This is a genomic window from Stenotrophomonas sp. (assembly GCF_050737075.1).
Taxonomy (GTDB): Bacteria; Pseudomonadota; Gammaproteobacteria; order Xanthomonadales; family Xanthomonadaceae; genus Stenotrophomonas.
In genome coordinates this window covers 30296-52636 of record NZ_JBOHXV010000006.1, presented here as the reverse complement: position 1 = coordinate 52636, position 22341 = coordinate 30296, and the positions used below count along the sequence as shown (strand labels likewise).

Annotated in this window: 18 protein-coding genes; 16 read left to right on the top strand and 2 right to left on the bottom strand. The window is 67.8% G+C overall.

The genetic code is table 11. The features are described 5' to 3' along the window. Nucleotide 1 precedes the first annotated feature (1 nt). The 3 genes from ACREPD_RS02485 (at nucleotide 2) to ACREPD_RS02475 (ending at nucleotide 2217) form a co-directional block, all read left to right on the top strand. Nucleotides 2–955: an AraC family transcriptional regulator gene (locus ACREPD_RS02485; RefSeq protein WP_431597822.1), complete on the top strand. Its 954-nt coding sequence runs from the start codon at nucleotides 2–4 to the stop codon at nucleotides 953–955. 88 nt (nucleotides 956–1043) lie between these two features. Beyond that, nucleotides 1044–1631, top strand: coding sequence for a TetR/AcrR family transcriptional regulator (locus ACREPD_RS02480; RefSeq protein ID WP_431597821.1), 588 nt, complete (start codon nucleotides 1044–1046; stop codon nucleotides 1629–1631). 85 nt (nucleotides 1632–1716) lie between these two features. Further along, on the top strand, nucleotides 1717–2217 hold the full coding sequence (locus ACREPD_RS02475) for a hypothetical protein (RefSeq protein ID WP_431597820.1): 501 nt from the start codon (nucleotides 1717–1719) through the stop codon (nucleotides 2215–2217). 5 nt (nucleotides 2218–2222) lie between these two features. Here the strand turns inward: ACREPD_RS02475 and ACREPD_RS02470 are convergent, their stop codons facing one another. Further along, nucleotides 2223–3050 (bottom strand): helix-turn-helix domain-containing protein, encoded by an 828-nt coding sequence (locus ACREPD_RS02470; RefSeq protein WP_431597819.1) that lies wholly within the window; start codon nucleotides 3048–3050, stop codon nucleotides 2223–2225. Between the two features lie 334 nt (nucleotides 3051–3384). On the opposite strand from ACREPD_RS02470, the gene ACREPD_RS02465 reads away from it, so the two are divergent. The 9 genes from ACREPD_RS02465 to ACREPD_RS02425 all read left to right on the top strand — a co-directional run bounded on the left by ACREPD_RS02465 (nucleotide 3385) and on the right by ACREPD_RS02425 (nucleotide 13908). Then, nucleotides 3385–5940 carry a TonB-dependent receptor plug domain-containing protein gene (locus tag ACREPD_RS02465; RefSeq protein ID WP_431597818.1) on the top strand — a complete coding sequence of 852 codons (2556 nt, stop codon included), beginning with the start codon at nucleotides 3385–3387 and terminating at the stop codon, nucleotides 5938–5940. Between the two features lie 11 nt (nucleotides 5941–5951). Further along, complete coding sequence (gene msuE / locus ACREPD_RS02460) at nucleotides 5952–6524, top strand: FMN reductase (protein WP_431597817.1); 573 nt, start codon at nucleotides 5952–5954, stop codon at nucleotides 6522–6524. 160 nt (nucleotides 6525–6684) lie between these two features. Beyond that, nucleotides 6685–7047: a DUF3088 family protein gene (locus ACREPD_RS02455; RefSeq protein WP_421569578.1), complete on the top strand. Its 363-nt coding sequence runs from the start codon at nucleotides 6685–6687 to the stop codon at nucleotides 7045–7047. Nucleotides 7048–7059: 12 nt separating this feature from the next. Then, entirely contained in the window at nucleotides 7060–8055 is a 996-nt protein-coding gene (locus tag ACREPD_RS02450) for an MsnO8 family LLM class oxidoreductase (RefSeq protein ID WP_431597816.1), read from the top strand. An 18-nt stretch (nucleotides 8056–8073) separates the two neighbouring features. Beyond that, nucleotides 8074–9417, top strand: coding sequence for an LLM class flavin-dependent oxidoreductase (locus ACREPD_RS02445; RefSeq protein ID WP_431597815.1), 1344 nt, complete (start codon nucleotides 8074–8076; stop codon nucleotides 9415–9417). Between the two features lie 10 nt (nucleotides 9418–9427). After that, on the top strand, nucleotides 9428–10639 hold the full coding sequence (locus tag ACREPD_RS02440; RefSeq protein ID WP_431597814.1) for a M20 aminoacylase family protein: 1212 nt from the start codon (nucleotides 9428–9430) through the stop codon (nucleotides 10637–10639). Further along, nucleotides 10636–11181, top strand: coding sequence for a GNAT family N-acetyltransferase (locus ACREPD_RS02435; RefSeq protein ID WP_431597813.1), 546 nt, complete (start codon nucleotides 10636–10638; stop codon nucleotides 11179–11181). Before ACREPD_RS02440 ends, ACREPD_RS02435 begins: the two co-directional genes overlap by 4 nt. Beyond that, the gene (locus ACREPD_RS02430; RefSeq protein WP_431597812.1) at nucleotides 11178–12917 is read left to right on the top strand and encodes an amino acid ABC transporter permease/ATP-binding protein; all 1740 of its coding nucleotides are present in this window, start codon (nucleotides 11178–11180) and stop codon (nucleotides 12915–12917) included. The genes ACREPD_RS02435 and ACREPD_RS02430 overlap by 4 nt, the downstream gene beginning before the upstream one ends. 22 nt (nucleotides 12918–12939) lie before the next feature. Next, complete coding sequence (locus ACREPD_RS02425; protein WP_431597811.1) at nucleotides 12940–13908, top strand: ABC transporter substrate-binding protein; 969 nt, start codon at nucleotides 12940–12942, stop codon at nucleotides 13906–13908. A 33-nt stretch (nucleotides 13909–13941) separates the two neighbouring features. Here the strand turns inward: ACREPD_RS02425 and ACREPD_RS02420 are convergent, their stop codons facing one another. Continuing rightward, nucleotides 13942–17058, bottom strand: a complete 3117-nt coding sequence (locus ACREPD_RS02420; protein WP_431597810.1) for a discoidin domain-containing protein — start codon at nucleotides 17056–17058, stop codon at nucleotides 13942–13944. 519 nt (nucleotides 17059–17577) lie between these two features. On the opposite strand from ACREPD_RS02420, the gene ACREPD_RS02415 reads away from it, so the two are divergent. The 4 genes from ACREPD_RS02415 to ACREPD_RS02400 all read left to right on the top strand — a co-directional run bounded on the left by ACREPD_RS02415 (nucleotide 17578) and on the right by ACREPD_RS02400 (nucleotide 22250). Further along, entirely contained in the window at nucleotides 17578–18069 is a 492-nt protein-coding gene (locus ACREPD_RS02415; RefSeq protein ID WP_431597809.1) for a helix-turn-helix transcriptional regulator, read from the top strand. 153 nt (nucleotides 18070–18222) lie between these two features. Beyond that, on the top strand, nucleotides 18223–18747 hold the full coding sequence (locus ACREPD_RS02410) for a hypothetical protein (protein ID WP_431597808.1): 525 nt from the start codon (nucleotides 18223–18225) through the stop codon (nucleotides 18745–18747). Nucleotides 18748–18879: 132 nt separating this feature from the next. Further along, complete coding sequence (locus ACREPD_RS02405; protein WP_431597807.1) at nucleotides 18880–20052, top strand: helix-turn-helix domain-containing protein; 1173 nt, start codon at nucleotides 18880–18882, stop codon at nucleotides 20050–20052. Further along, entirely contained in the window at nucleotides 20049–22250 is a 2202-nt protein-coding gene (locus tag ACREPD_RS02400) for a hypothetical protein (RefSeq protein WP_431597806.1), read from the top strand. The genes ACREPD_RS02405 and ACREPD_RS02400 overlap by 4 nt, the downstream gene beginning before the upstream one ends. The last annotated feature ends 91 nt before the right edge of the window (nucleotides 22251–22341 follow it).

Sequence of the window (22341 nt, the reverse complement as noted above, 5' to 3'; positions counted from 1 at the left end):
CGTGGCCGTAGACCGTGGCAATGAGGACCCCGCGCAGCAGCCACGGATGGTGGAGCTGCTTCAGGCGCTGGCTCCCACGGAGGGGTACTCCGTGACCGCGCTGCCGCAGGTACGCATCCTGCGTTCGGATCGTCCCCTGGTCCGCACGCCGGTGTTGTACGACCCGGGTATCGTCATCGTCTGCCAAGGGGCCAAGCGCGGTTATCTCGGCGGGCAGATGTACCTGTATGACGAGCAGCATTACCTCGCCGTGTCGGTGCCGGTGCCGTTCACCATGGAAACCGACGCCACACCGCAGCGTCCCCTCCTGGCGATCTACCTGCACCTGGACTTTGCGCTCGCCACCGAGCTGGCGCTTGCCCTGGATGCGGCGGGGGGTGCCGAGCAGCCGGCCCCGGAGAGCATGGTCTCCAGCCGCATGGATCCCGCGCTGCGGACCACGGTGCTGCGTTTTCTTGAAGCGATGCAGCAGCCCGTCGAAGCGGCCATCCTGGGTCCGGGACTGGTACGTGAGCTGTACTTCCGCGTCTTGTCCGGCCCGCAGGGGGCAACCATCCGTGCCGCGTTGGCGATGCGGGGGCACTTCGGCAGGATCGGCAGGGCGCTGCGCCGCATCCACGCCGACTACGCGCAGCCGCTTGACCTGGCGGAGCTGGCCGGCGAGGCGGGCATGAGCGTGCCCACCTTCCACGTCCACTTCAAGGACGTTACCCGCACCACGCCCATCCAATACCTCAAATCCACCCGCCTGCACCAGGCGCGATTGTTGATGGTGCGCCAAGGCGTGAGCGCGGAGACGGCCGGGTACGCGGTCGGCTACGCCAGCCCGTCGCAGTTCAATCGCGAGTTCAAGCGGCTCTTCGGTTCGACCCCGGCCGGTGAAGCGCGGCGCATGCGCGGGAGCTTCAGCTTGCCGCCCGCGTTCCCGGGGTCAGAGTATGTGTCCTCGCATTGAGGCCGGGTCGTGCAGTTGACTGTGAGTCTACCAACTAGTAGATTGAAGATATCGGCACTGTGCCGCCAGGTCGCTCTTGTACATGGTCATGATTGAAGCCCTTTCGCCCAAGGCCGCCGAGATTGTCGCGGAAGCCCGGTCATTGCTTGAACGAGGCGGCTACAACGGCTTCAGCTATGCCGATATCTCGGCCAGGGTGAACATCAGCAAGGCCAGCATCCACCATCACTTTCCGAGCAAAGCCGAGCTGGTGCGCACGGTGGTGGCGCTGTACCGCGCTGAAGCCCGCGAGGGCCTGGCGATGCTGGACAGGCAGCTGGGTGACCCGCTGAAGGAACTCAATGCCTATGTCGACTACTGGTCCAACTGCATCACGGGTGGCACGGCGTCGTTCTGCATCTGCGCCATGCTGGCCGCAGAGTCGCCGATGATTCCGGCGGAGATTGCCGACGAAGTGCGTGGGCACTTCGAGGATCTCAGTGACTGGTTGACGGCCACGCTGGAGAAAGGCGTCGCGCAGGGGCAGTTCCAGCTGCAGGGCGCAGCGTCGGACGAGGCGAGGGCCTTCATGGCGTCGGTGCATGGGGCCATGCTGGCGGCGCGCGGCTTCGGTGATGCGCAGACGTTCGTGGCCCTTGCGCGGCTGTCGGTTGCCCGGGTGACTGCACCGCGTTGAATCGTTTTTCGTAAGCCCGCGTTGTGCGGGCTTTTTCATGACCATCAAGACTACCTACTAGTAGGTTCAATTAAGGATCGCTCCCATGACACATCCGCTCTCAACACTCGGTGTACTCCACACCGCCATCAGCCTCATCCCCGTGATCGCAGGTCTCTACGCATTCGTGCGCTACAGGAAGATCGATCCCGCCACCGGCGCCGGCAAGCTGTATCTGGTCGGCCTGATCCTCGCGGTGGCCACCTCGTTCACCGTCTCCAGCACGGGCGGCCTCAATCCTGGCCATGCCTTCGGCATCGTGGTGCTGCTGGTGGCGTTCGGTGGGGTGCTGGTAAACAGGCTCGGCTTTCTTGGGCGGCTCCGGCCATACCTCTCCGCGTTCGCGCTTTCCTTCAGTTTCCTGCTGGGTCTGGTGCCCGCAGTGAATGAGTCGCTGACCCGTCTGCCGGTCTCGCATCCGCTGGCGGCTGCCCCGATGGCGCCGGTGGTGCTGCAGACCCTGCTGGGCTGCTTCGTCGTGTTCCTCATCGGTATCGCCGCGCAGGGCTGGATGATCCATGCGCGCAACAAACGCGTGCAGCACTGACGTCGTCAGCAGCCGGTCAACGCATAGGCGTTGGTGCTACCGCGATGTTGTTCGCGATAGGTCGTCGGGCTGAGTTCGGTCTGCCCACGGAAATGCCGGCGGAACGATTCCTGCGAGCCGAAGCCGGCCTGTTCGGCCACCCAGTGCAGCGGGCGATTGGTGGTTTCCAGCAGTTCGCGCGCGAAGGCCACGCGCTCGCGGATCAGCCAGTCGATCGGTGACAGACCGGTGGCTTCCAGAAACTGACGCTGCAGCGTGCGCTGGCTGAGCGAGGCATGTTCGGACAGGCTGCGCAGCGAGTGTTCCTCGCGCAGGTTGCGGCGGATCCATTCCATCAGGCGTGCCAGCCGCGTCGGTTCGCCGTTGGGAATCGAGCGCACCACGCGCTGGCTGCGCTCGGCGTCACGCCACGGCGCGAGTACCAATCGCTCGGCGACAAGGTTGGCGACGTGCGCGCCGTAATCCTTGCGGACCAGGTGCAGCATCATGTCCATGCCGGTGGCCGAACCCGCCGAGGTGATGATGCTGCCGGCGTCTACGTAGAGCACGTCCTCGCGCACAGTGATGGCCGGGAAGGCGCGCGCGAGTGTGTCGGTCAGGCGCCAATGCGTGGTCGCGCTGCGACCGTCGAGCAGGCCTGCCCATGCGAGCACGAATGCACCGGAGCAGATCGAGGCGATGCGTGCGCCGCGCCTGTGGGCGCGCGTCAGCGCATCCAACAGTGCCTGCGGTGGACGCTCGGCAGGGTCGCGCCAGCCGGGGACGATGATGGTGTCTGCGTGGTCGAGTGCTTCCAGACCGTGTGGGAGCTGCACCTGGGTGCTGCCCAGCATGCGGAGTGCGCCGGGTTCGGCGGCGCATAGCTGGGTGGTGTACCAGGGGACGTCGAGTTCGGGACGGATGGGGGCGAACAGGCCTACCGCGCAGCCGAGTTCGAAGAGGCCCTGGCCGTGGGCGGCGACGATGGCGATGGTGGGGGGGCGGGTGGTGGTTCGGCATTACGTGATGCTATCGGGGTCTACGTGGGACACGCATGGCGTGTCGCTACCTCGTTATTCCCTGTGGTCATGTGGGTGGCGGGATGTGGGGTGTGCGTGGCGCGTTGATGGCTGTTGCGCGGTGGGCGCAGTTTGTTGAATGGGGGCCTGTCCTCGATCAGGTCCCGACATGCTGCTGCGTCCGCTCTCCGTGATGATCGCCCTCGTCCTTGCTGCCCCCGCCGTGGCCGCCCGTCCCGACGCGCCGCCCGATGCCGTGGCCAGCTCGTCGGTGGCGGCTGCCTCCACACTCGATGCCGTGGTGGTGACCGGCTCGCGCACCAGCGACCGCACGGTCAAGAACAGCTCGACGCCGATCGATGTGATCTCGGCCGAGGACCTGGTCAACACCGGGCAGGCGAACCTGCTGGAGGCGCTGCAGCGCAGCCTGCCGTCGCTGAGCCAGATCGGCGGCTACCAGAGCGACCAGGAAAGCCTGATTCGTGGCTACCAGCTGCGCAACCTGTCGCCGGGTTACACGCTGGTGCTGGTCAACGGCAAACGCCGCAATGCCAGCGCCTACGTCAGCGGGGCCAACGGCGGCGGCTTTCCGGGGCATGCCTGGACCGACCTGGCGCTGATTCCGGTCGCGGCGGTGGACCATATCGAAGTCCTTCGCGACGGCGCGTCCGCGCTGTACGGCTCCGATGCGATCACCGGCGTCATCAACGTCATCCTCAAGTCGCAGGCGCAGGGCGGTGATCTGTCGGTGGAAAGCGGGCAGAGCATCGACGGCGATGGCACCCGCACCAGCGTGCGCGCCAACGTCGGGTTGCCGTGGGGCGCCGACGGCTTCGTGAACCTCTCCGGCGAATACACCCGCCAGCACCACGCGATCCGCCCGCGCCGCTATGTCGATGAGTACCTCAGCTACCCGGCGGTCGATGCCAACGGCAACCTGGTGGCGCTGCGCCCGAACAACCGGCTGCCGCCGAACACCACCGAGAACCCGGCCGAGGCCACCCGCAACCCGGAAGCCAACACCATCCTGAGCTCGCCCTCGTACACGCTCAAGGCGCTGGCCGCCAACGTCGGCCACGGATTGGGCGATGACGCGCAGTTCTACGCCACCGCCACGGCCAGCAACCGCACCGCCCAGGCGATCCAGAATTTCCGCCTGCCGGCGACGATCTTCGGTACCTACAAGGCGCCCACGGTGTTGAACGTCTGGCCGGATGGCTTCCTGCCGATCCTGCAGACCAAGGAAAAGCAGACCACCGGCACCGCCGGGGTCAAGGGCAGCTGGGCAGGATGGGAGTACGACACCAGCCTCACCGCCAATCGCAGCACCGTGCGTACCTACACCCGCGACTCAGCCAACTTCTCGCTGATCTACCCCGGTGCGCCCACCGACTTCTACGTGGGCCGCCTCGACTACCAGCAGCGTATTGCCAACGTGGACCTGCGCCGTGGCTTCGACGTGGCCGCGTTCGCCTCGCCGCTGCAGGTAAGCGCCGGCGCCGAGTATCAGCACGAGAAGTACGAACGCGGGGCAGGGCAGTGGGAGTCGTACACCGGTTTCGGCGCGGCCGCGTTCGTCGGCTATTCCACCGCCGATGCGGTGCAGGCCACCCGCAACAGCAAGGCGGTGTATGCCGGTGCGGCCACCAACGTCACCTCGCGCTGGTACGTGGACGCGGCGGCGCGCTGGGAAGACCACTCGGACTTCGGCAGCGTGTCGACCGGGCGGCTCACCACGCGCTTTGACTTCACCGATGCGTTCGGCGTGCGCGCCACGGTGAGCAACGGCTTCCACGCCCCCAGCCTGGGCGCGCAGTACTACCAGGCCACTGGCAGCTGCCCGTGCGGTACCACGCTGGTGGCGCAGGTGTCCTCTCCGGCCGCCATCGCACTCGGCGCAACGCCGCTGCAGCCGGAAAAGGCCAACAACTACAGCCTCGGCGTGACCTGGGACCCGAGTCCGGCGGTGCACCTGGCCGTGGATGCGTACCAGATCGACATTCGTGGCCAACTCGGGCAGTCCAGCCAGATCGGTTACAACGCGCAGGACCCCAACCGCATCACCGACAACAGCGGCACGGTGCTTACGCCCGCACAGGTAAACACCATCGACACGCTGCTGGCCAGCGCCGGCATCAGCATCCTGCCGGGCGATGCGTTCTACGCCAGCTACTTCACCAACGTGGGCGACACCCGCACGCGTGGGGTGGAACTGACCCTGGAAGCGAACCAGGAAACCAACTGGGGCAAGCTGCGCTGGAGCTACGCGGCCAACGTGGGGCGCACCACGATCCAGAAGGTGCGCGACATCCCGGTGGTGCTGCAGGGCCTGCCCAACATCAACCTGCTGACGAAGTCGAGCGAGTACGCGCTGCGCTTCCGCACCCCGTCCTACACGCAGGTTGCGGGGCTGGGCTGGCAGCAGGGGCGCTGGCGCTCCAACCTCGATTTCACCTACTACGGGCCGATCAAGCGGCTCAACAACGGCGTCGAATACCGGCAGCCGCCGGTGCTGGTCACCAACCTGTCGGGCGGCGTGGAACTGGGCGCGGGCTGGAGCGCGACGCTGGGCATCAACAACCTGTTCGACGAGCGCACCCGCAAGGTGCCCGAGTACGCGCGCAGCGCCACCGACGTGGCCAGCATCGAAACCACCTGGGACACCGGCGACGTGCTGAGCACCATCGGCGCGTTCTGGTACGGCCGCGTCCACTACCGCTTCTGAGGGAGAGCTGCATGTCCACCGCATTGAACGTCGTTGCCCTGGTCGGTTCGCCGACCTCCTCGGCCACCTCGCGCACGCTGCTGTTGGTGCAGCATGTGCTCACACAACTTCGGCTTCGGTTGCACATGGACGTGCAGCTGATCGAACTGGCGCCCATCGCGCGCTCGCTCGGCCAGGCGCTCACCCGCGACGAGGTGGAGCCGCGCATCGAGCAGGCGTTGAGCCGGATCGAATCGGCCGACCTGCTGATCGCCGCCGCGCCGGTCTATCGCGGCTCGTACCCCGGCCTGTTCAAGCACCTGGTCGACTTCATCGGCTTGGACGCGCTGGTGGATACGCCGGTGCTGTTGGCCGCGACCGGTGGCAGCGAACGCCATGCGCTGGTCATCGACCACCAGTTGCGGCCGTTGTTCAGCTTCCTGCAGGCGCACACGCTGCCGATCGGGGTGTATGCCACGCCCGCCGATTTCGAGGAGACGGAAATCCGCAGCGTCGCGCTGCAGGCACGCATCGCGCTGGCGGCGGAACGCGCGGCCAGCCACCTGCAGGCGGCACCCCCGGTGGTCTTGCGGCGCATCGCGTAGGCAAGCCCATAACCTGCGGCAGTCTGGTTATGGCCAACGCGCATTTGCGTGGCCGGATCCGACCGCCGATTGTCGAATTGCGGCGCAGTCCCGCGCCGGTCCTTCTCTAGCATCGATAGTCCAACGGCACCGCGGTGCCGGCCAGATCGAGGAGCGTTTCGTGTCTGCACACCCCACCCACAAGCCGATCCTGTTCCTGCTGGATCGTGAATTCGAAGATGGCCAGCTGCCCGGTCAGCGCTTCTTCTGCCGGCACAGCCTGCTGCTCGAAGGGGCGCTGTCGAGCATCGACGGCCTGGATACGCAATTGGATGTGCGTCGCATCGGCTTTGCCCGGCCGCGGCGCGAGGTGATCGCCGAGATCGGTGAGCAGGACCAGTCACTGCCCAAACTGGTGCTGCCGCAGGGCGTGCAGTCCGCGCATGCCACGGGCACGTACGACGAGCGCCAGGTGGTGTCCGGGGCCGAGCCGATCCTGGCGGCGCTCAACGGGCTGCTCGGCATTCCCGTGGCCCATCCCTGAGAGGACGATGCGATGAGCTATCTGATCAGCGTGCTCGACAAGAGCCCGGTACGCGACGACGGCACCGCCGAGCAGGCGCTGCGCGACAGCCTGCGGCTGGCGCTGCATGCCGAGCACCTGGGCTACCACCGCTACTGGTTCGCCGAACACCACGCTGCGCCGCAGCTGGCCAGCCCGGCGCCGGAGGTGCTCGCGGCATGGGTGCTGGCGCAGACGCGGCGGATCCGGGTCGGTACCGGCGGGGTGATGCTGCGCCACTACGCACCGTACAAGGTGGCCGAAACCTTCAACCTGCTGGCCAGTCTTGCGCCGGGCCGGGTGGACCTGGGCGTTGGCAAGGCGCCGGGTGGATTGCCTGCGTCGACGGCCGCACTGGCCGCCGGCCGCGCGCCGTCGGGGGCGTTCGAGCAGCAGCTGCACGATCTGGAAGGTTTCCTGTCCGGCAGCCTGGCGGCGGACCATCCGCATGCCGGCGTGCAGGCGCGACCCGTGCCGCAGACCGCGCCGGCGCGCTTCCTGCTGGGCGCCAGTGCGCAGAGCGCGCGTCTGGCCGGTGAGTTGGGGTGGGGGTTCGTGTACGCGGCCCACTTCGATGGCGATCCGCGCAACATCGAAAGGGCGTTCAGTGCGTACCGCGACGTGTCCTCGCAGGCGCCGTTGCTGGCGACGGTGGCCTTCGCCGCGCGCAGTGCCGACGCCGCGGCCGCGCACCTGGGTGCGCTGCGCATCTACAAACTGCACCTTGGCCCAGGGCAGACCGTGAACCTGCCCAGCGCCGAGGCCGCCGCCGAGTACGCGCACCAGGTCGGCGTGGCGGGCTACCGCATCGAGGAAACCCACCCCAGCGTGCTTTCCGGGGATGGCCACCAGGTGCGCAGTGCGCTGGACGAACTGCACCAGCGCTTCGGCGTCGGCGAATTCATCCTCGACGCGCCGGTCGCCGATGTCGATGCACGCCTCACCTCCCTTGAACTGCTGTCGCCCGCGCCGCGCGCGGCGGTGGCCTGACCCCGCAGGAGCGCCGTCATGAGCAAGACCCCGCGTCCCATTCCCTTCGGCATCATGCTGCAGGGTCCCGGCAGCCACATGCATGCCTGGAAGCATCCCTCCAACGTGCCCGATGCCAGCGTCAACCTGGCGTTCTACATCGACGTGGTGCGCACCGCCGAAAACCACGGCATCGCGTTCGGCTTCGTCGCCGATGGGCTGTATATCAACGAGAAGTCCATTCCGCACTTCCTCAACCGCTTCGAGCCGCTCACGCTGTTATCAGCATTGGCCACGGCCACCTCGAAGATCGGGCTGGCCGGCACGCTCTCCACGTCCTACAGTGATCCGTTCACGGTGGCACGCCAGTTCGCGTCGCTGGACCTGATCAGTGGCGGGCGCGCCGGCTGGAACGTGGTGACTTCGCCGCTGGAGGGCTCCGGGCGCAACTATGGCCGCGCGCATCCCGAGCACGCGCTGCGCTATCAGATCGCCGATGAGTACCTGGAGGTGGTGCAGGGCCTGTGGGATTCGTGGGACGACGATGCCTTCGTGCGCGACCGCGAGAGCGGTACGTTCTTCGATCCGGACAAATTCCGCCGCCTCGACCACAAGGGCAAGTTCTTCCAGGTTGAAGGCCCGCTCAACATCCAGCGCTCGCCGCAGGGCCAGCCGGTGATCTTCCAGGCCGGTGCGTCAGATGATGGCATCGCGCTGGCGGGCAAGTACGCCGATGCCGTATTCACCCACGCGCCCTCGCTGGAGGAAACACGCACGTTCACCCACAAGGTGAAGAACGCCGCGATTGCGCACGGCCGCAGCGCCGCCGACGTGAAGATATTCCCCGGTATCGGTCCTATCGTCGGCCGCACTGCCGAGGAGGCGGAAGCGAAGTACCAGGCCATCGCCGCGCTCGCCACCCTCGATGACGCGCTGGCCTACCTGGGACGCTTCTTCGACCACCATGACTTCACCCAGTACGACCCGGATGCCCCGTTCCCGGCGCTGGGTGACATCGGCAGCAATTCGTTCCGCTCCACCACCGACAAGATCAAGCAGGATGCGCACGCGCAGGGGCTCACCCTGCGCCAGGTGGCGCTGCAGGCGGTCAGCCCGCGGCCGAACTTCATCGGCACGCCGGAGCAGGTGGCAGACGAACTGATCCGCTGGTTCGAGGCCGGTGCCAGCGACGGCTTCATCCTGGGCTTCTCCGCGCAGCGCGAGGGGCTGGATGATTTCGTGGGCCTGGTGCTGCCGATCCTGGAGGCACGCGGCTACCACCGGGGCACGCTGGAGGGCGCCACGCTGCGCGATCACCTGGGTCTGCCGCACAAGGCAAGCCGTTACACGGCAGACGCTGTGCCCGTTCGCAAGGTCGGCTGAGGAGAACGCAATGACGGTCCTGCACCATCCGCCGCTGAATCTGTCCCCGGCTACCGCGGGTGTACTGCCGCAGATCGCGGCGCGCATCGACGATGCCATCGCCATCCGCCGCGACCTGCACCAGCACCCCGAGCTGGCGTTCGAGGAACACCGCACCAGCGCGCGGGTAGCCGAGTTGCTGCAGCAGTGGGGCTATGCGGTCACGTCGGGTGTCGGCGGCACCGGTGTGGTCGGCACGCTGCAGCGCGGGCAGGGCGCACGCCGACTGGGCCTGCGCGCGGACATGGATGCGCTGCCCATCCACGAGGACTCCGGCCTGGCCTATGCCAGTCAGCGCGATGGGTTGATGCACGCCTGCGGTCACGACGGGCACACCGCCATCCTGCTCTCCGCTGCGCACTATCTTGCGCACCACGGTCGCTTCGACGGCACGCTGCAGCTGGTCTTCCAGCCTGCCGAGGAAACCGGTTCGGGTGCAACGAAGATGATCGCCGACGGCCTGTTCGAGCGCTTCCCGGTGGATGCGATCTACGGCCTGCACAACTGGCCAGGGGTGCCGGCCGGACACTTTGGTTTCGTCGATGGACCGGCGATGGCCTCGGTGGACTGGGCCCAGCTGCGGGTGATCGGCAACGGCGGCCATGGCGCCGAGCCGCAGCATGCGGTGGATCCGATCCTGGCGGCCGCGCATATCGTGACTGCCCTGCAGAGCGTGGTGTCGCGCAACGTGGATCCGCGCCAGATGGGCGTGGTCACGGTGGGCTCGATCCATGGCGGCCAGGCCGCCAACGTGATTCCCGACGTGGTCGAGTTGACCCTGACCGTGCGCGCCTACCTGCCCGAGGTGCGCGACACGTTGCGCCGGCGGGTGATCGAGATCGCCGAGCAGACCGCCGCCGCGTTGGGTGCACGCGCGGAGATTTCCTTCCCACGTGGTTTCCCCAGCGTCATCAACCATCCCGAGCAGACCGCGCTGGTGCGCGGGGTCGCGCAGGCTGCTTTCGGCGGCCAGCACGTGGTGGAGCATTTCGCGCCGCGCACCGCGAGCGAGGATTTCGCGTTCCTGCTGCAGGCACGCCCCGGCAGTTTCGTGTTCGTCGGCAATGGCGACAGCGCGTCGCTGCACAGCCCGCGCTACGTGTTCAACGATGCGACGATCGCGCCGGCCGCCAGCCTCTGGGCACGGCTGGCCGAACACTACCTGGTGGAGTCCACGACATGAGCGAGCGCTTCCTGTACACCTCGGTGAACGACCCGCTGGCGCAGCCCCTGTTCGACGGGCTGGAGCAGGAGTACGAACACCGCTACGCCGACGTGCAGGGCCGCATCGGCGGAACCGCCCGCGAGGAACTGCTGCGCTATCCGGCCGAGGCGTTCGTTGCGCCGGTGGGTGCGTTCGTGCTGCTGCTCCGCGATGGCCAGGCCATCTCCGGTGGCGCCTTCATGCCGCACCGCGATCCCGATACGGCCGAGTTCAAGCGGATCTGGACGCTGCCGGGCCTGCGACGCCAGGGCATCGCCCGCCGGGTGCTGCAGGAACTTGAAGAGCAGGCGCGGCGACAGGGCTACCACCGCGTGTTCCTGACCACCGGCTTCCGCCAGCCGGAAGCGGTCGGGTTGTACCTGACGCACGGGTACACCGCCTTGTTCGACCTGCAGGCAGACCCGGAGACGGTGGCGCACCTCCCGTTCGAGAAGCATCTGGGCGCCGCGCCGCCCATCGCCGTCGCCGAACCCGCGCAGCGCCGCGGAGTAGCTGCATGAGCACGCCCGCATCCACATTGGACGGCGTTGCGGCGGCTGCACCCCGCGCACTCCGCATCGTGCCGGCCCGGCATCCGCTGCAGCTGTTCGGGACCCTGCTGGCGCTGGCGCTGATCCTGCTGGCGGTGCAGTCGGTGCTGGGCAACCCGCGCTGGGGCTGGGGCACGTTCGCCGAATGGTTCTTCGCGCGGCCGGTGCTGGAGGGCCTGGCACGCACGCTGTGGCTGACCGCGCTGGGCACCGCGTTCGGGTTCGCACTGGGCACGCTGCTGGCATTGGCACGCGTGTCCGGTTCGCCGTTGCTGGCGGCGGTGTCGTGGGGCTACGTGTGGCTGTTCCGCTCGATCCCGCTGCTGGTGCTGTTGCTGCTGCTCAACAACCTGGGCTACCTCTACAGCACCATCGCGCTGGACGTGCCGTTCACCGGCATCACGCTGTTTTCGTATCCCACCACGCAGCTGATCGGCGTGTTTACCGCCGCGGTGCTGGGGCTGACGCTGAACCAGGCCGCGTTCTCGGCCGAAGTCATCCGGGGCGGCATCCTCTCGGTCGACCATGGGCAGTATGAAGCCGCGGCGGCGCTGGGCCTGCCGCGTGGCCGCCAGATCCGCCGCATCATCCTGCCGCAGGCGATGCGCTCGATCCTGCCGGCCGCGTTCAACGATGTGATCGGGCTGGCCAAGAGCACCTCGGTGGTCTACGTGCTGGCGCTTCCCGAACTGTTCTACACCGTGCAGGTGATCTACCGGCGCAACCTGGAGGTGGTGCCGCTGCTGATGGTGGCGACGGTGTGGTACCTGGTGATCCTGACTGCGCTGTCGCTGGCCCAGCATCGGATTGAACGACGCTTCGCGCGCGGCCAGCTGCAGCGCGAGCGCAGCGTGTCACGGGTGGTATCGCGGCCGCGCAGTACGCCCCGCGCACCGGCCCGCATTGCCACGCGGAACGAGCGCGGCGCGCCCGTGGCGGCGGGGCAGGGCGCGGCAGTGTCACTGCAGGGCGTGTCCAAGCACTTTGGTGACACCACCGTGCTCGACGACGTGCGACTGGAGCTCAAGGCCGGCAGCGTCACCGTGCTGGTCGGCCCTTCGGGCGCCGGCAAGTCCACGCTGTTGCGGCTGATCAACCACCTGGAACGCGCGGACGACGGCTTCATCACCGTGGGCGGGCAACTGGTCGGCTACCGCCGCGACGGCGACACGCTGTACGAACTGCCCGAAGCCGAGATCCGCCGCCGCCGCGCGGAGGTGGGCATGGTGTTCCAGGCGTTCAACCTGTTCCCGCACCTGACCGTGCTGGAGAACATCATCGAAGCACCGATGGCGGTGCGCGGCGTGCCGCGCGCGCAGGCCGAGCAGCAGGCGCATGACCTGCTGGATCGCGTCGGGTTGACCGAGAAGGCCAACGCCTATCCACGCCAGCTCTCCGGCGGACAGCAGCAGCGCGTCGCCATCGCGCGTGCACTGGCGCTGCAGCCCAAGGTGCTGCTGTTCGACGAACCGACCTCGGCGCTGGACCCGGAGCTGGTCGCCGAGGTCCTCGGGGTGATCGAGGAACTTTCGCAATCGGGCACCACGCTGGTCATCGTCACCCATGAGCTGGGCTTCGCGCGCCGGGTGGCCGACCACGTGGTGATGATGGACCAGGGACGGGTGATCGAGCAGGGACCGCCGGAGCAGGGGTTCGACCGGCCGCGCCAGCAGCGCACCGCCGAGTTCCTGGCCAAGACGCTGTAACCACTCACTTCCAGGTAACGCCATGAGCCGCTCCCGCACGCGCCGCCTTCCCCTCGGCACCGTTGTCATCGCCACTGCACTGATCGCCGGTGTAGGCGCCATCGTCTACTCGCGCGTGACCGCGGCCCCCGAACCTGCGGCGGCCGCCGCATCGCGTCCGGCCGACGTGGCCGCACTGGTCGGTACGCCCGACCCGAAGGCGCAGGCGCGCATTCCGGCTGGCTATGCGTTCGTCACCCCGGGCACGCTGACCGTAGCCACGCATCCGGGGCAACTGCCCTTGGCGGATTACGGTGCGGACAACAAACAGATCGTCGGCGTGGAGCCGGATATCGCCAAGCTCATCGCCGATGGCCTGGGCCTGAAGCTGGTGCTGGTGCCGGTGGCTTGGGCGGATTGGCCGCTGGGGCTGGAATCGGGCAAGTACGACGCGGTGCTTTCCAACGTCACGGTGACCGAAGAACGTAAGAAGAAGTTCGACTTCTCCAGCTACCGCTTCGACCTGCTGGGCATCTACACCCGAACCGACGGGCCGATCCAGAAGATCGAGACGCCGGCAGACGTAGCGGGTCTGAAGGTGGTGCTCGGCGCCAGCACCAACCAGGACCAGATCCTGCGCCAGTGGGATCGGCAGAACATCGCCGCCGGCCTCAAGCCGGTGGAATACCAGTACTTCGACGATGCGGTGGTCGGCCGCCTGGCGGTGATCACCGGGCGTGCCGACGTGTCCTTCGAGCCCAATGCCACCGGCGCGTATTCCGCGCGCGATGGCAAGGTGCGGCGGGTGGGACTGTTCCCCGGTGGCTGGCCGAATGCCGCGGCGATTTCGGTGACCACGCGCAAGGGCAGTGGGTTGGCCGAGCCGATCACCCAGGCGCTCAACACGCAGATTGCCTCCGGCACCTACGCCCAGGCGCTGAAGCGCTGGAACGTGGGTGAGGAGGCGGTGGCGCGATCCGAGACGAATCCGCCAGGTCTATCGGCCTTGTGAGGCAGTCGGGCAGAGCCCGGCTCTACGGCGTTTTCACCATACCGCTTCAAGCGTGCGGAACGGCTTGCCCAGCAGCAGGCCCTGCGCATCGAAATCCTGCACAACCCGTCCATCCACACGCACCTGGCTGGGCCGCGTACGCGAAGGCCACCACACCCGAACCGCCGCATCCTTGCGCAGCCCCGTGCCCAGCGTCACCTTCAGCGTGTTGCCACGCTGCACCGCGTCCATCTTCAACGTCCCAAATGCCGTCGGCAGGCGCTCCACGGCCAGGCCGTCGCCGCTGAGCCAGGACGGCGGCGTGCCGGGCAGCAGCGAGAGTGCGTCATCGTCCTCGCGCATCAGCATGCCGAACAGGGTGCGGCCATATTCCGCACCGATCCAGGTGTGCGGCATGTCGCCCAGATAGCGCGGGAAGCGCAGCCGCGAATGCACCACTTCGGCCAGCACCTGCCACTCGAGCGGGCGACGGTCCTTCAGCAGACCCTGCAGCAGTTCGTCGGCCGCCTCGGGTTGGTCCAGATGCACGTAGCTGAGGACGTTGCGGATTTCATAGGGCGTGTAGGCGTACAGATCGCCCGGTTGGTTGCGCTTGCGCACGTTGTCCAGATAGCGCGCGAAGGTGGTGCGCAGCGCCTCCGCCGGCAGCACATCCTGCGCGCCGGTCGGATCCAGCGCGATGGATACGCCGGTGGGGTCGCCATCGCCGAGGTCGGCCGACGACGGAATGAAGTCGATGCCCTTCCAGGCCATGGTGGCGCGGATGGATGCGGCGAGCGCGTCGTGCAGGGCGCGGTACTGTTCGCGTGCCCACGCGGCGGTCTCGTGATCGCCGAGCGACTCGGCCAGCCAGGCGCCGTCGTGCCAGCCCTTCAGGCCCCAGTAGTCGTCCCAGTAGCTGTGGGTGGGCGCGGGATAGCCTTCGTGGCTGATCGACGGTGCAAGAATGCCGGCGAACCGTTCCGGCGCCGGCTGGTCGGCCATGTAGCCAGGCACCAGCGTGCGCTCGCGCAGCTGCTGCAGGAACTGCATGGCGGCCTTCACCTTGGGCAGGTAGGCGCGCACCGATTCCGGACCGCCGTCCAGGCGTGCGACATCGGCGACCAGGGCGATGTACTGGCCCTGGCTGTCGTACTCGATGTCCGAACCGAACCCGGTGTTGACGCTGCCGTCGTTGTTGAGGATGGGCGAGACCAGCCCGTTGTCGTGCACGCCGTGTTCGCTGTACCACGCGAGGTAGTCGCGCGCGATCCGCGATTCGCCCATGCGCAACAGCACCGCCGAGGTGGCCATGCCATCGCGGATGAAGGAGCGGTTGTAGTTGCGCGGGCCTGGCTGCATTGCCGGACCGGTCTGGTTGATCAGCATGTACGCCGCCTGGGCACGCAACATGTCCACCAGCGAGGGATCGGGCAGGCGCAGCCCGACCTGGCCCAGCCGCTGCTGCCAGTCGTTGGAAACGCGCGTGGCCAATGCGTCAAAGGTCGCATCTGGATCCCGTGCGGGGTTGCCCAGCGCGAGCGCCGGTGCCTCCGGCAATACCCCATGCGCGTCCGCCGCGGCGGTGCCGAGCGGGAAGGCGATCACCACCGAACGGCTGGCGCCCGGCGCAAGCTGCACACGGTAGGCCAGCGCGGCGGCGGCCATGCCGTCCGTGTCTTCGGCCTGCTGTGCGGTAGGCAGCACGCCCGTGGCGATCGCAGCCGTGATCTCGCTGCTGCCGTCGGCGCCGAAAGGTGCGGCGCCTGAGGCATCGATGGGGGTCAGCGACTGCAGCAGGGCGCGTCCATTGACGCGCACCGAACGACCCGCCACCTCCACCGCGCGGATCGGCGACAGACCGCCGTTCTGCCACGGTGGATTCATCTGCATTGGTCGCACCGCGAGGGTGAGCGTGCCGTCCACCGGCGTGGTGCCGGCGTTGCGCAGACGGTGGCGAACCAGGGTCACCGGCTGGCCATCGAGTGCCACCGCGAAGGCGGTGCTCTCCAGTTCCAGTCCCGGCTGCGGCGACCACGTGGCCGAGGGCATCGGCTTCCAGCCATCACGCAGTGCGTGGCGAACCGGCCTGTCGGCAGCGGCGGCCGTGGTGCCGTCGGCATTGCGCCAGATCGGCTGGACCAGCGGTGCGCCCTTGAAGGCTTCGATGTTGCCGTACTCGTCGAAGATGGATTTCTGCAGGCCGCCATGCACGCCCACGGCAGTCCAGTAGGTCTGCTGCATGTGCAGCGACGCCGGGAACAGCGCGCGCTGCGCGCCGGTGGCGGCGATCTGGTAGCGCTTCATCGGCGTCATGACCGCGGCAGGGCCGAGCAGGCGCAGTCGGGCGACCTTCGGGCTGCCACCCTCGACGGTCAGCCGCAGCGCATGCGCGGTGACCGGCGCGGTGCCGGCCAACCAGCTTTGGCTGCGGCTGCCGGCCTGCGGGTCGTGTGCAAGATCGCTCCACTGGCCCTGCGCATCCTGCACCTGCAGCCGGGCGGCGCCATGGCCGCCCGCCCAGTCCACGGCAAGCCCGGTGGTGGGCAGGGGACGCAGCAGGGCGATATCGAGGGCGTGGGTGGTGCCGCTGCCGGCGGGAATGGCGACCGCGCTGCCGCCTTGCCAGAGCGCTGCGGCCTGTGTCGCATCCAGCCCGGAAATGCGCGTACCTGCGCGGGTGTCCAACGGCTCCAGCTCGAAGATGGACACGCCCCAGTCCGAAGTGCGGTCGGGACTTGCCAGGCGCAGGTAGCGGGCCTGGCGGGGCGCGAAGTACACGGTCTCGATGCCGCCGAGGGAGTCGCCCATGGTGTACGCGGTCTGCCAGTGGGTGCCGTCCAGCGAGGTCTGCAGGCTGTATCCCTCCGGGTTGGAAACGTCCCAGGTCAGGCGCGCGCCGGTCAGCGTGGTGGTGTTCCCCAGGTCGATCTGGAACCAGTGGCCCGGACTGAAGGCGCCGCCGGTAACGGTCTTGGCGTCGCCATCGATGAGGTGGCTGACCGCCATGGCCGGCACCTGCTGCGACGAGCTGCTGGCCTGCCACTGGCTGCGGGGCGGCAGCTGCTGGGCGAAGCAACCTGCGGCCAGGGTCAGCGCGGGCAGGAGCAGTACAAGGGCCGTGCGACGGGGGCGGCGCGAAACCGGACGGCGATCAACCTTGGAGACCATCGATGTTTTCTCACTACTTTCCACCTCTCCATTGAGGCGGCGCACACGCTAGCAGGGGATGTAACCGGTTACATGACGCGTCGCAATATCCGCGTCGGGCGGAAGTCCGCAATGGCTCACACATCCTTCACGCAGCGGTGGCCGGCGGAAGGATGTGAAGCGCAGGATCGACGGACTGCACAGGAGCGGACACATGGATGAATTGTCATTTGACAATGTGGCGTGGCATCCCCACACTGGAGTCTGCTGATGGGGCGGTCCAGACATCCGAAGCCCGATGTTGAAGCAGCCCTGCAGCATGCGGAGTCGCAAGGTTGGCGGGTGGTGGTCGGCGGCAGTCATGCCTGGGGCCGCATCTACTGTCCCTACAACACGCGGGACTGTCGTTGCGGCGAATTCTGCATTTCCAGTGTGTGGAGTACGCCAAAGAATCCGGCCAACCACGCAAAAGCGCTGCGCCGTGTTGTCGACAACTGCGCCGAACACCGCAAATGACCGGAATCCAGAAAAGGTTGAGCCATGGAGTACATCTTCACTCTGAAGTACCAACTGGCAGACACGCAGGGCGACCCGCAGGCGCTGGTTGAACGGCTGGGCGAAGAAGGCTGCGATGACGCGCTGGTGGGCGTCGGCCTTCCCGGTCGGCTTGCACTGGAATTCACCCGTGTGGCTGACAGCGCAGACAGCGCCGTGCGCAGCGCGTTGGCCGATGTCGCCCGCGCAGTACCGTCAGCGACTCTGATCGAAGTGACCCCCGACCTCGTGGGCCTGACCGATGTCGCCGAGCTGGTCGGGGTATCCCGGCAGAACATGCGGCAGCTGATGCTGGCCCACGCAGGCAGCTTTCCTGCGCCGGTACACGAAGGCAGTACGTCGATCTGGCATCTGGCCGACGTGCTGGCGTGGTTGCAGGCCAGGGGCGGCTACGTATTGGCAGGCGGCCTGATGGACGTTGCGCGCGCGGCGCTGCAGGTGAATGTGGCCAGGGAAGGTCAGCGCCTGCTGGATTGAATCCGCGCCCGGTTGACGCATCGTCAACCTGCGCACCGTGCGACTTGACGGGCTGCCGGTTCAAGGGAGCCCGCGCTTTCCCCACACTGGTTTCCGAGGTCGCGGCGCTCCTGCCGCTGACCAATGCAAATCAACATCGGGGAAAACCAGTACATGATCAGCATTCCTGTTTCAGACACATCGCACGCCCGCCTGTCCCGCGCTTCGCGCTGGGTGTGCTGCATCGGCTACGCCGTGCTGGCCGTGATCTTCGCGTCGTCCGCGCTCAGCGGACACCGCCAGGCCGAAGCCATTCTCAAGGACGCGGTGACCGTGCAGGCGCCGGTGCAGGTCGACCATATCGAAGAAAAGCGCCGCAAGGGACGCGTCTCCTACCAGTACCATTTCAGCTACGGCTTCGAGGTCAATGGCGTGGCACACAAGGGCGAGTTCTCCACGTCCGAAGACAACGCCACCCCTTACCTGGGTGAGGAGCCGCACGTAGCCGTGGCCTATTCCCGCACTGACCCGTCGCAGTTCGAGCGCCTGGAACGGCTGGAAGGCCAGAAGGGCTTGGGCGCCGTGCTGGGCCGGATGGTGGTGGCGTTGGGCATGCTGGCGATTCTGGCCTTTGTGCTGCACCTGCTGCTGACCCGCAAGCTGTTCGTGCGGCAGACACCCGTCGTACCCGCAGCCTGAGCAGGAGGGCCCGGCATGGACTCCGCTGACGAGGTTGACAGCCGATCCGGCCACGGTAGGGTGTGCGACTCTCTTCCGTTCTGGTCGTTCCCCATGCCTGCCCCGGAGTTCGCTGACCTGCTGTCTCGACACATGCGGCGGATCCGAGCCAGTGCGGGTGGGGTGGCCGCTGAAATCGGGATCAGTCGCGAGGCCGTCAACAACTGGCGGGCGGGAACCTCGCGACCCAGTCGGCGGCACCGCGACCGGGTACTGGCCTGCGCCAACTACCTGCGGTTGACCGAAGCCGAATGCAACGCGCTGCTGCAGTCGGTGGGCTTCGAACCGGAATTTCCGGTGGAGCCCGCCAGCATTCTGCCTGTTGTCGATACCGTCGCCGGCCCCGTGCCGGCGACCGTGATGCGCGTCTTCGACCGCCTGCAGGGGTTGCGGCCGTACCCGGTCAGCCTGCTGCTGACCCAGGCCCATTGGGGGCAGCCACCCGAGCGCGAGGCGATCCTGGCCGAGGCCGCGGCGCGCTACGGTCAGGATAGGGTGCTGCATCTGCAGCCGCCGTTCCGTGCAGGCGAGGGCGACCAGGACTATTTCGCGCTGCTGGCCGCGCAATGCGGGCTGGATGGCGTGACCTCGGATGCGGGCTTCGAGATGGCGCTCGCAAGGCGGCTGCAGGAGTCCGGTGCGCTGTTCTGCCTGGTGAGCCGGTTTGAACAAGGCGCACCCGGGCCGCGCGATGTACTGGCCGGCATCCTGCGCAGCCTCAGCGAGATGTACAGCGGCAAGCTGCATCTGCTGATCTGTGGCGGCGCGGCGCTGGCGGACCTGAAGTATCAGGGCGGCGACCTGTCGCTGCTCAACATCGCGGCGACGGAAACCTGGCCCGAGCTTGGCCTGGACGACCTGCGCCGCAGTGCGGCCGGCATTGCCGACGCCACGCTGTCGCACGCGCTGCAGCTTTCCGGCGGCCATCCCCTGCTGGCACAGGCCGCGTTGCTGCTGTTGGCCGACACTACGTTGGACGATGAGGCGATGATCGACGCGTTGTCGACCCATCCGCGGCTGTGGGAATCGCTGTTGCCGATGCTGCGTGACGTGACCGCGCGCCACGCAGTGCGGGGTTGGCTGGGGCGTTCACCGGTCGCACCCGCGCGCCCCTACCTGATGGACCCGTTGTTGCGTCAGTTGTACTGGAGCAACCTGCTGACGCCGCGCGCGGGGGCGCAGGGGGCCGGGCTGGAATGGCGCTGCGAGGCGATCCGGCGTGCCGTGCGGCAGGTCATCGACGGCCTGGAGGCGCTCCCCGCATGAGCCGGCAGGCCCGCTCCCCCGCGCGATTGGGTTGGCAACTGCTGCTCGTCGCCGGCATCGCGTGGTTCGTGGGCAGCTTCTTCTTCGTGCCGTGGCTGAATCCCGTACAGCTGTGGCGGATGAAGCGCGATGGCGAAAGCATGATGCTCATGCAGCGCGCCAACATCGACATGATGTTCCTGCGCGAGGAAGCATTGTCGTACTGGCTGCAGCACGAATCCTGGCCACAACAGGTGCGCGTGCCCGGCGTGCATGACCCGGCTGAAACGCTGGTGGAGGCCGAACTGCCGGCACCGCACGTGCTGCGCCTGCGCTTCACCGACCGCTTCCCGGCCAACAGTGGGCTGCGCGGGACCGTGATCGAGCAGACCCTGGAGCCGCGCACCCAGTACTGGCGGTGCCGTCCCGGAAACCCTTCGCCGCCGTCGCGCTGGTTGCCGGCCAACTGCCATGCGCAGACGCCGTGGACGATAGTGCAGTGGTTGTCGATGCTGTTGGGGGTATCGGCCCTGCTACTCGCCGGACTTGGACTGCTCTGGTACCGGTTGCGGCCGGCGGTGGCGGAGATCGTGCGCGATCCGCGGCAACTGCTCGACCAGCCGCTGCAGACCCTGCCGGCGATCGACCGCCAGCTGGGCTGGTTGCGGCTGCGCGAACGGGTGGTGGCGGGCGCTGGCGTGGCCACGGTGCGCTGGCGCGACGCCCTGCGTTACCTGCAGGCCACGCCGACCACGCGCGCGTTGCAGTTGGCCGCGCGCATCGGCGCGGTGGATGCGCCCGCGGCGGAGTGGGCGCTGACCGGGCTGGTGCGCGAGTGGTCGCTGCCGGGCAACCTGCCGCTGGCACTGGAACGACTCTGGCTGTATCAGCCGGACCCGGCGTTGACCGGCGATGCCATCGTGCAACAACTGCGTGGCATGCCGAACGGACAGGATGTGGTGCTGGTGGTCAGCCCGTCGCTGGCCGTCGAGCCGACGCTGATGGCCTACGCCGACGACCCGGCCAACCTGTGCGTGTGCCTGGACCAGGTGGCACAGACCCGCTGGCTGTTGCAGCCCGGTGCGCTTGATGGGCTGGTCGGATTGCTGGCGCGGCAATTGAAGGTGACCCGCATTTCGCCCTACCAGACCCATGGCGGCATCACACGGCCGGCGGCCTTCTTCGGGCGCGAAGCGCTGCTGGCGCGCGTGCTCAATCGCGAGCCGGGCAACTACCTGCTGGTGGGTGGGCGGCAGCTGGGCAAGACCAGCCTGATGAAGGCGATCGAACGCCGATTCGCCGGTCATCCGCGTGTGCATTGCGCGTACCTTTCGCTGCGCGATCATCGCCTCACGGTACGCCTGGCGCTGGAGCTGGGCCTGGCCGAGGACACCGGCATTGATGGCCTGGTGGCGGCGCTGTCGACGCGCGCGGACGGGCGCCGCGTGCTGCTGCTGATCGACGAGACCGACCTGTTCCTGCGCGCGGAGGCCGCCCAGGGCTACCCGCAGCTGGCCGCATTGCGCGCGCTGAGCGAAGAGGGCCGCTGCCACTTCATGCTGGCCGGGTTCTGGGACCTGTATGAGGCGGTCACGCTCGATTTCGCCTCGCCGCTGCGCAACTTCGGCGAGGTCATCCATGTGGGGGGGCTGGAAGAAGACGCCTGCCTGGCCCTGGCGACCGAGCCGATGGCCAGGCTCGGCGTGCATTTCGCCAGCCCCGACCTGCCGCAGCGGCTGGTGGCGGCCTGTGGGCGGCGTGCCAACCTGGTGGCGATCGTGTGCCAGCAGTTGCTGACGCAGTTGGGCCGTGGCCAGCGGGTGATCGACGCGACCCAGGTGCACGCCGCGCTGGTCTCGGAGCCGGTGTTCGATGCGCTTGCCGGCTGGGCCCGGCTCAGTCCGGATCCGCTGGCCTGCCGGATCGACCGCATCGTGGTGTACCAGGTGGCGTGCGCGCAGCTGCGCGGCAGCGGCGAGCGCGGCATTGCGCTGGTGGAGTTGCTGGCCGGCTTCGATGCGGCGGGCGTCGCGTTGGACCCCGAGCAGCTGCGGCGCGCCCTGGCCCGGTTGCAGTTGGCGTACGTCGTGCGCCGCGATGCCGACGGGTTGCCCTACGTGTTCGCGGTGCCTGTCTTCACCACGCAGTTCCAGTTGGAGGAAGTGCAGGCGCTGCTGCAGCGTGAGTTGCAGGCATTGGCCGCGGCCCCCACCAACTGACGTAAGCAGAATGATTGAAGGTGTCAGGTACGCATCTTCGTGACGCGCTTCCCTGTGTGCATGCATGCGATTCTGAGATAGTGATGCGGTG

Excerpts from the sequence above, each read along its gene's own strand:
- ACREPD_RS02445 (WP_431597815.1), top strand. The coding sequence starts at position 8,074 with ATGAGCAAGACCCCGCGTCCCATTCCCTTCGGCATCATGCTGCAGGGT.
- ACREPD_RS02405 (WP_431597807.1), top strand. The coding sequence starts at position 18,880 with ATGCGGCGGATCCGAGCCAGTGCGGGTGGGGTGGCCGCTGAAATCGGG.
- ACREPD_RS02480 (WP_431597821.1), top strand. The coding sequence starts at position 1,044 with ATGATTGAAGCCCTTTCGCCCAAGGCCGCCGAGATTGTCGCGGAAGCC.
- ACREPD_RS02420 (WP_431597810.1), bottom strand. The coding sequence starts at position 17,058 with ATGGTCTCCAAGGTTGATCGCCGTCCGGTTTCGCGCCGCCCCCGTCGC.
- ACREPD_RS02400 (WP_431597806.1), top strand. The coding sequence starts at position 20,049 with ATGAGCCGGCAGGCCCGCTCCCCCGCGCGATTGGGTTGGCAACTGCTG.
- ACREPD_RS02475 (WP_431597820.1), top strand. The coding sequence starts at position 1,717 with ATGACACATCCGCTCTCAACACTCGGTGTACTCCACACCGCCATCAGC.
- ACREPD_RS02415 (WP_431597809.1), top strand. The coding sequence starts at position 17,578 with ATGGAGTACATCTTCACTCTGAAGTACCAACTGGCAGACACGCAGGGC.
- ACREPD_RS02465 (WP_431597818.1), top strand. The coding sequence starts at position 3,385 with ATGCTGCTGCGTCCGCTCTCCGTGATGATCGCCCTCGTCCTTGCTGCC.
- ACREPD_RS02410 (WP_431597808.1), top strand. The coding sequence starts at position 18,223 with ATGATCAGCATTCCTGTTTCAGACACATCGCACGCCCGCCTGTCCCGC.
- ACREPD_RS02430 (WP_431597812.1), top strand. The coding sequence starts at position 11,178 with ATGAGCACGCCCGCATCCACATTGGACGGCGTTGCGGCGGCTGCACCC.
- msuE (WP_431597817.1), top strand. The coding sequence starts at position 5,952 with ATGTCCACCGCATTGAACGTCGTTGCCCTGGTCGGTTCGCCGACCTCC.
- ACREPD_RS02425 (WP_431597811.1), top strand. The coding sequence starts at position 12,940 with ATGAGCCGCTCCCGCACGCGCCGCCTTCCCCTCGGCACCGTTGTCATC.
- ACREPD_RS02435 (WP_431597813.1), top strand. The coding sequence starts at position 10,636 with ATGAGCGAGCGCTTCCTGTACACCTCGGTGAACGACCCGCTGGCGCAG.
- ACREPD_RS02440 (WP_431597814.1), top strand. The coding sequence starts at position 9,428 with ATGACGGTCCTGCACCATCCGCCGCTGAATCTGTCCCCGGCTACCGCG.
- ACREPD_RS02450 (WP_431597816.1), top strand. The coding sequence starts at position 7,060 with ATGAGCTATCTGATCAGCGTGCTCGACAAGAGCCCGGTACGCGACGAC.
- ACREPD_RS02470 (WP_431597819.1), bottom strand. The coding sequence starts at position 3,050 with ATGCTGGGCAGCACCCAGGTGCAGCTCCCACACGGTCTGGAAGCACTC.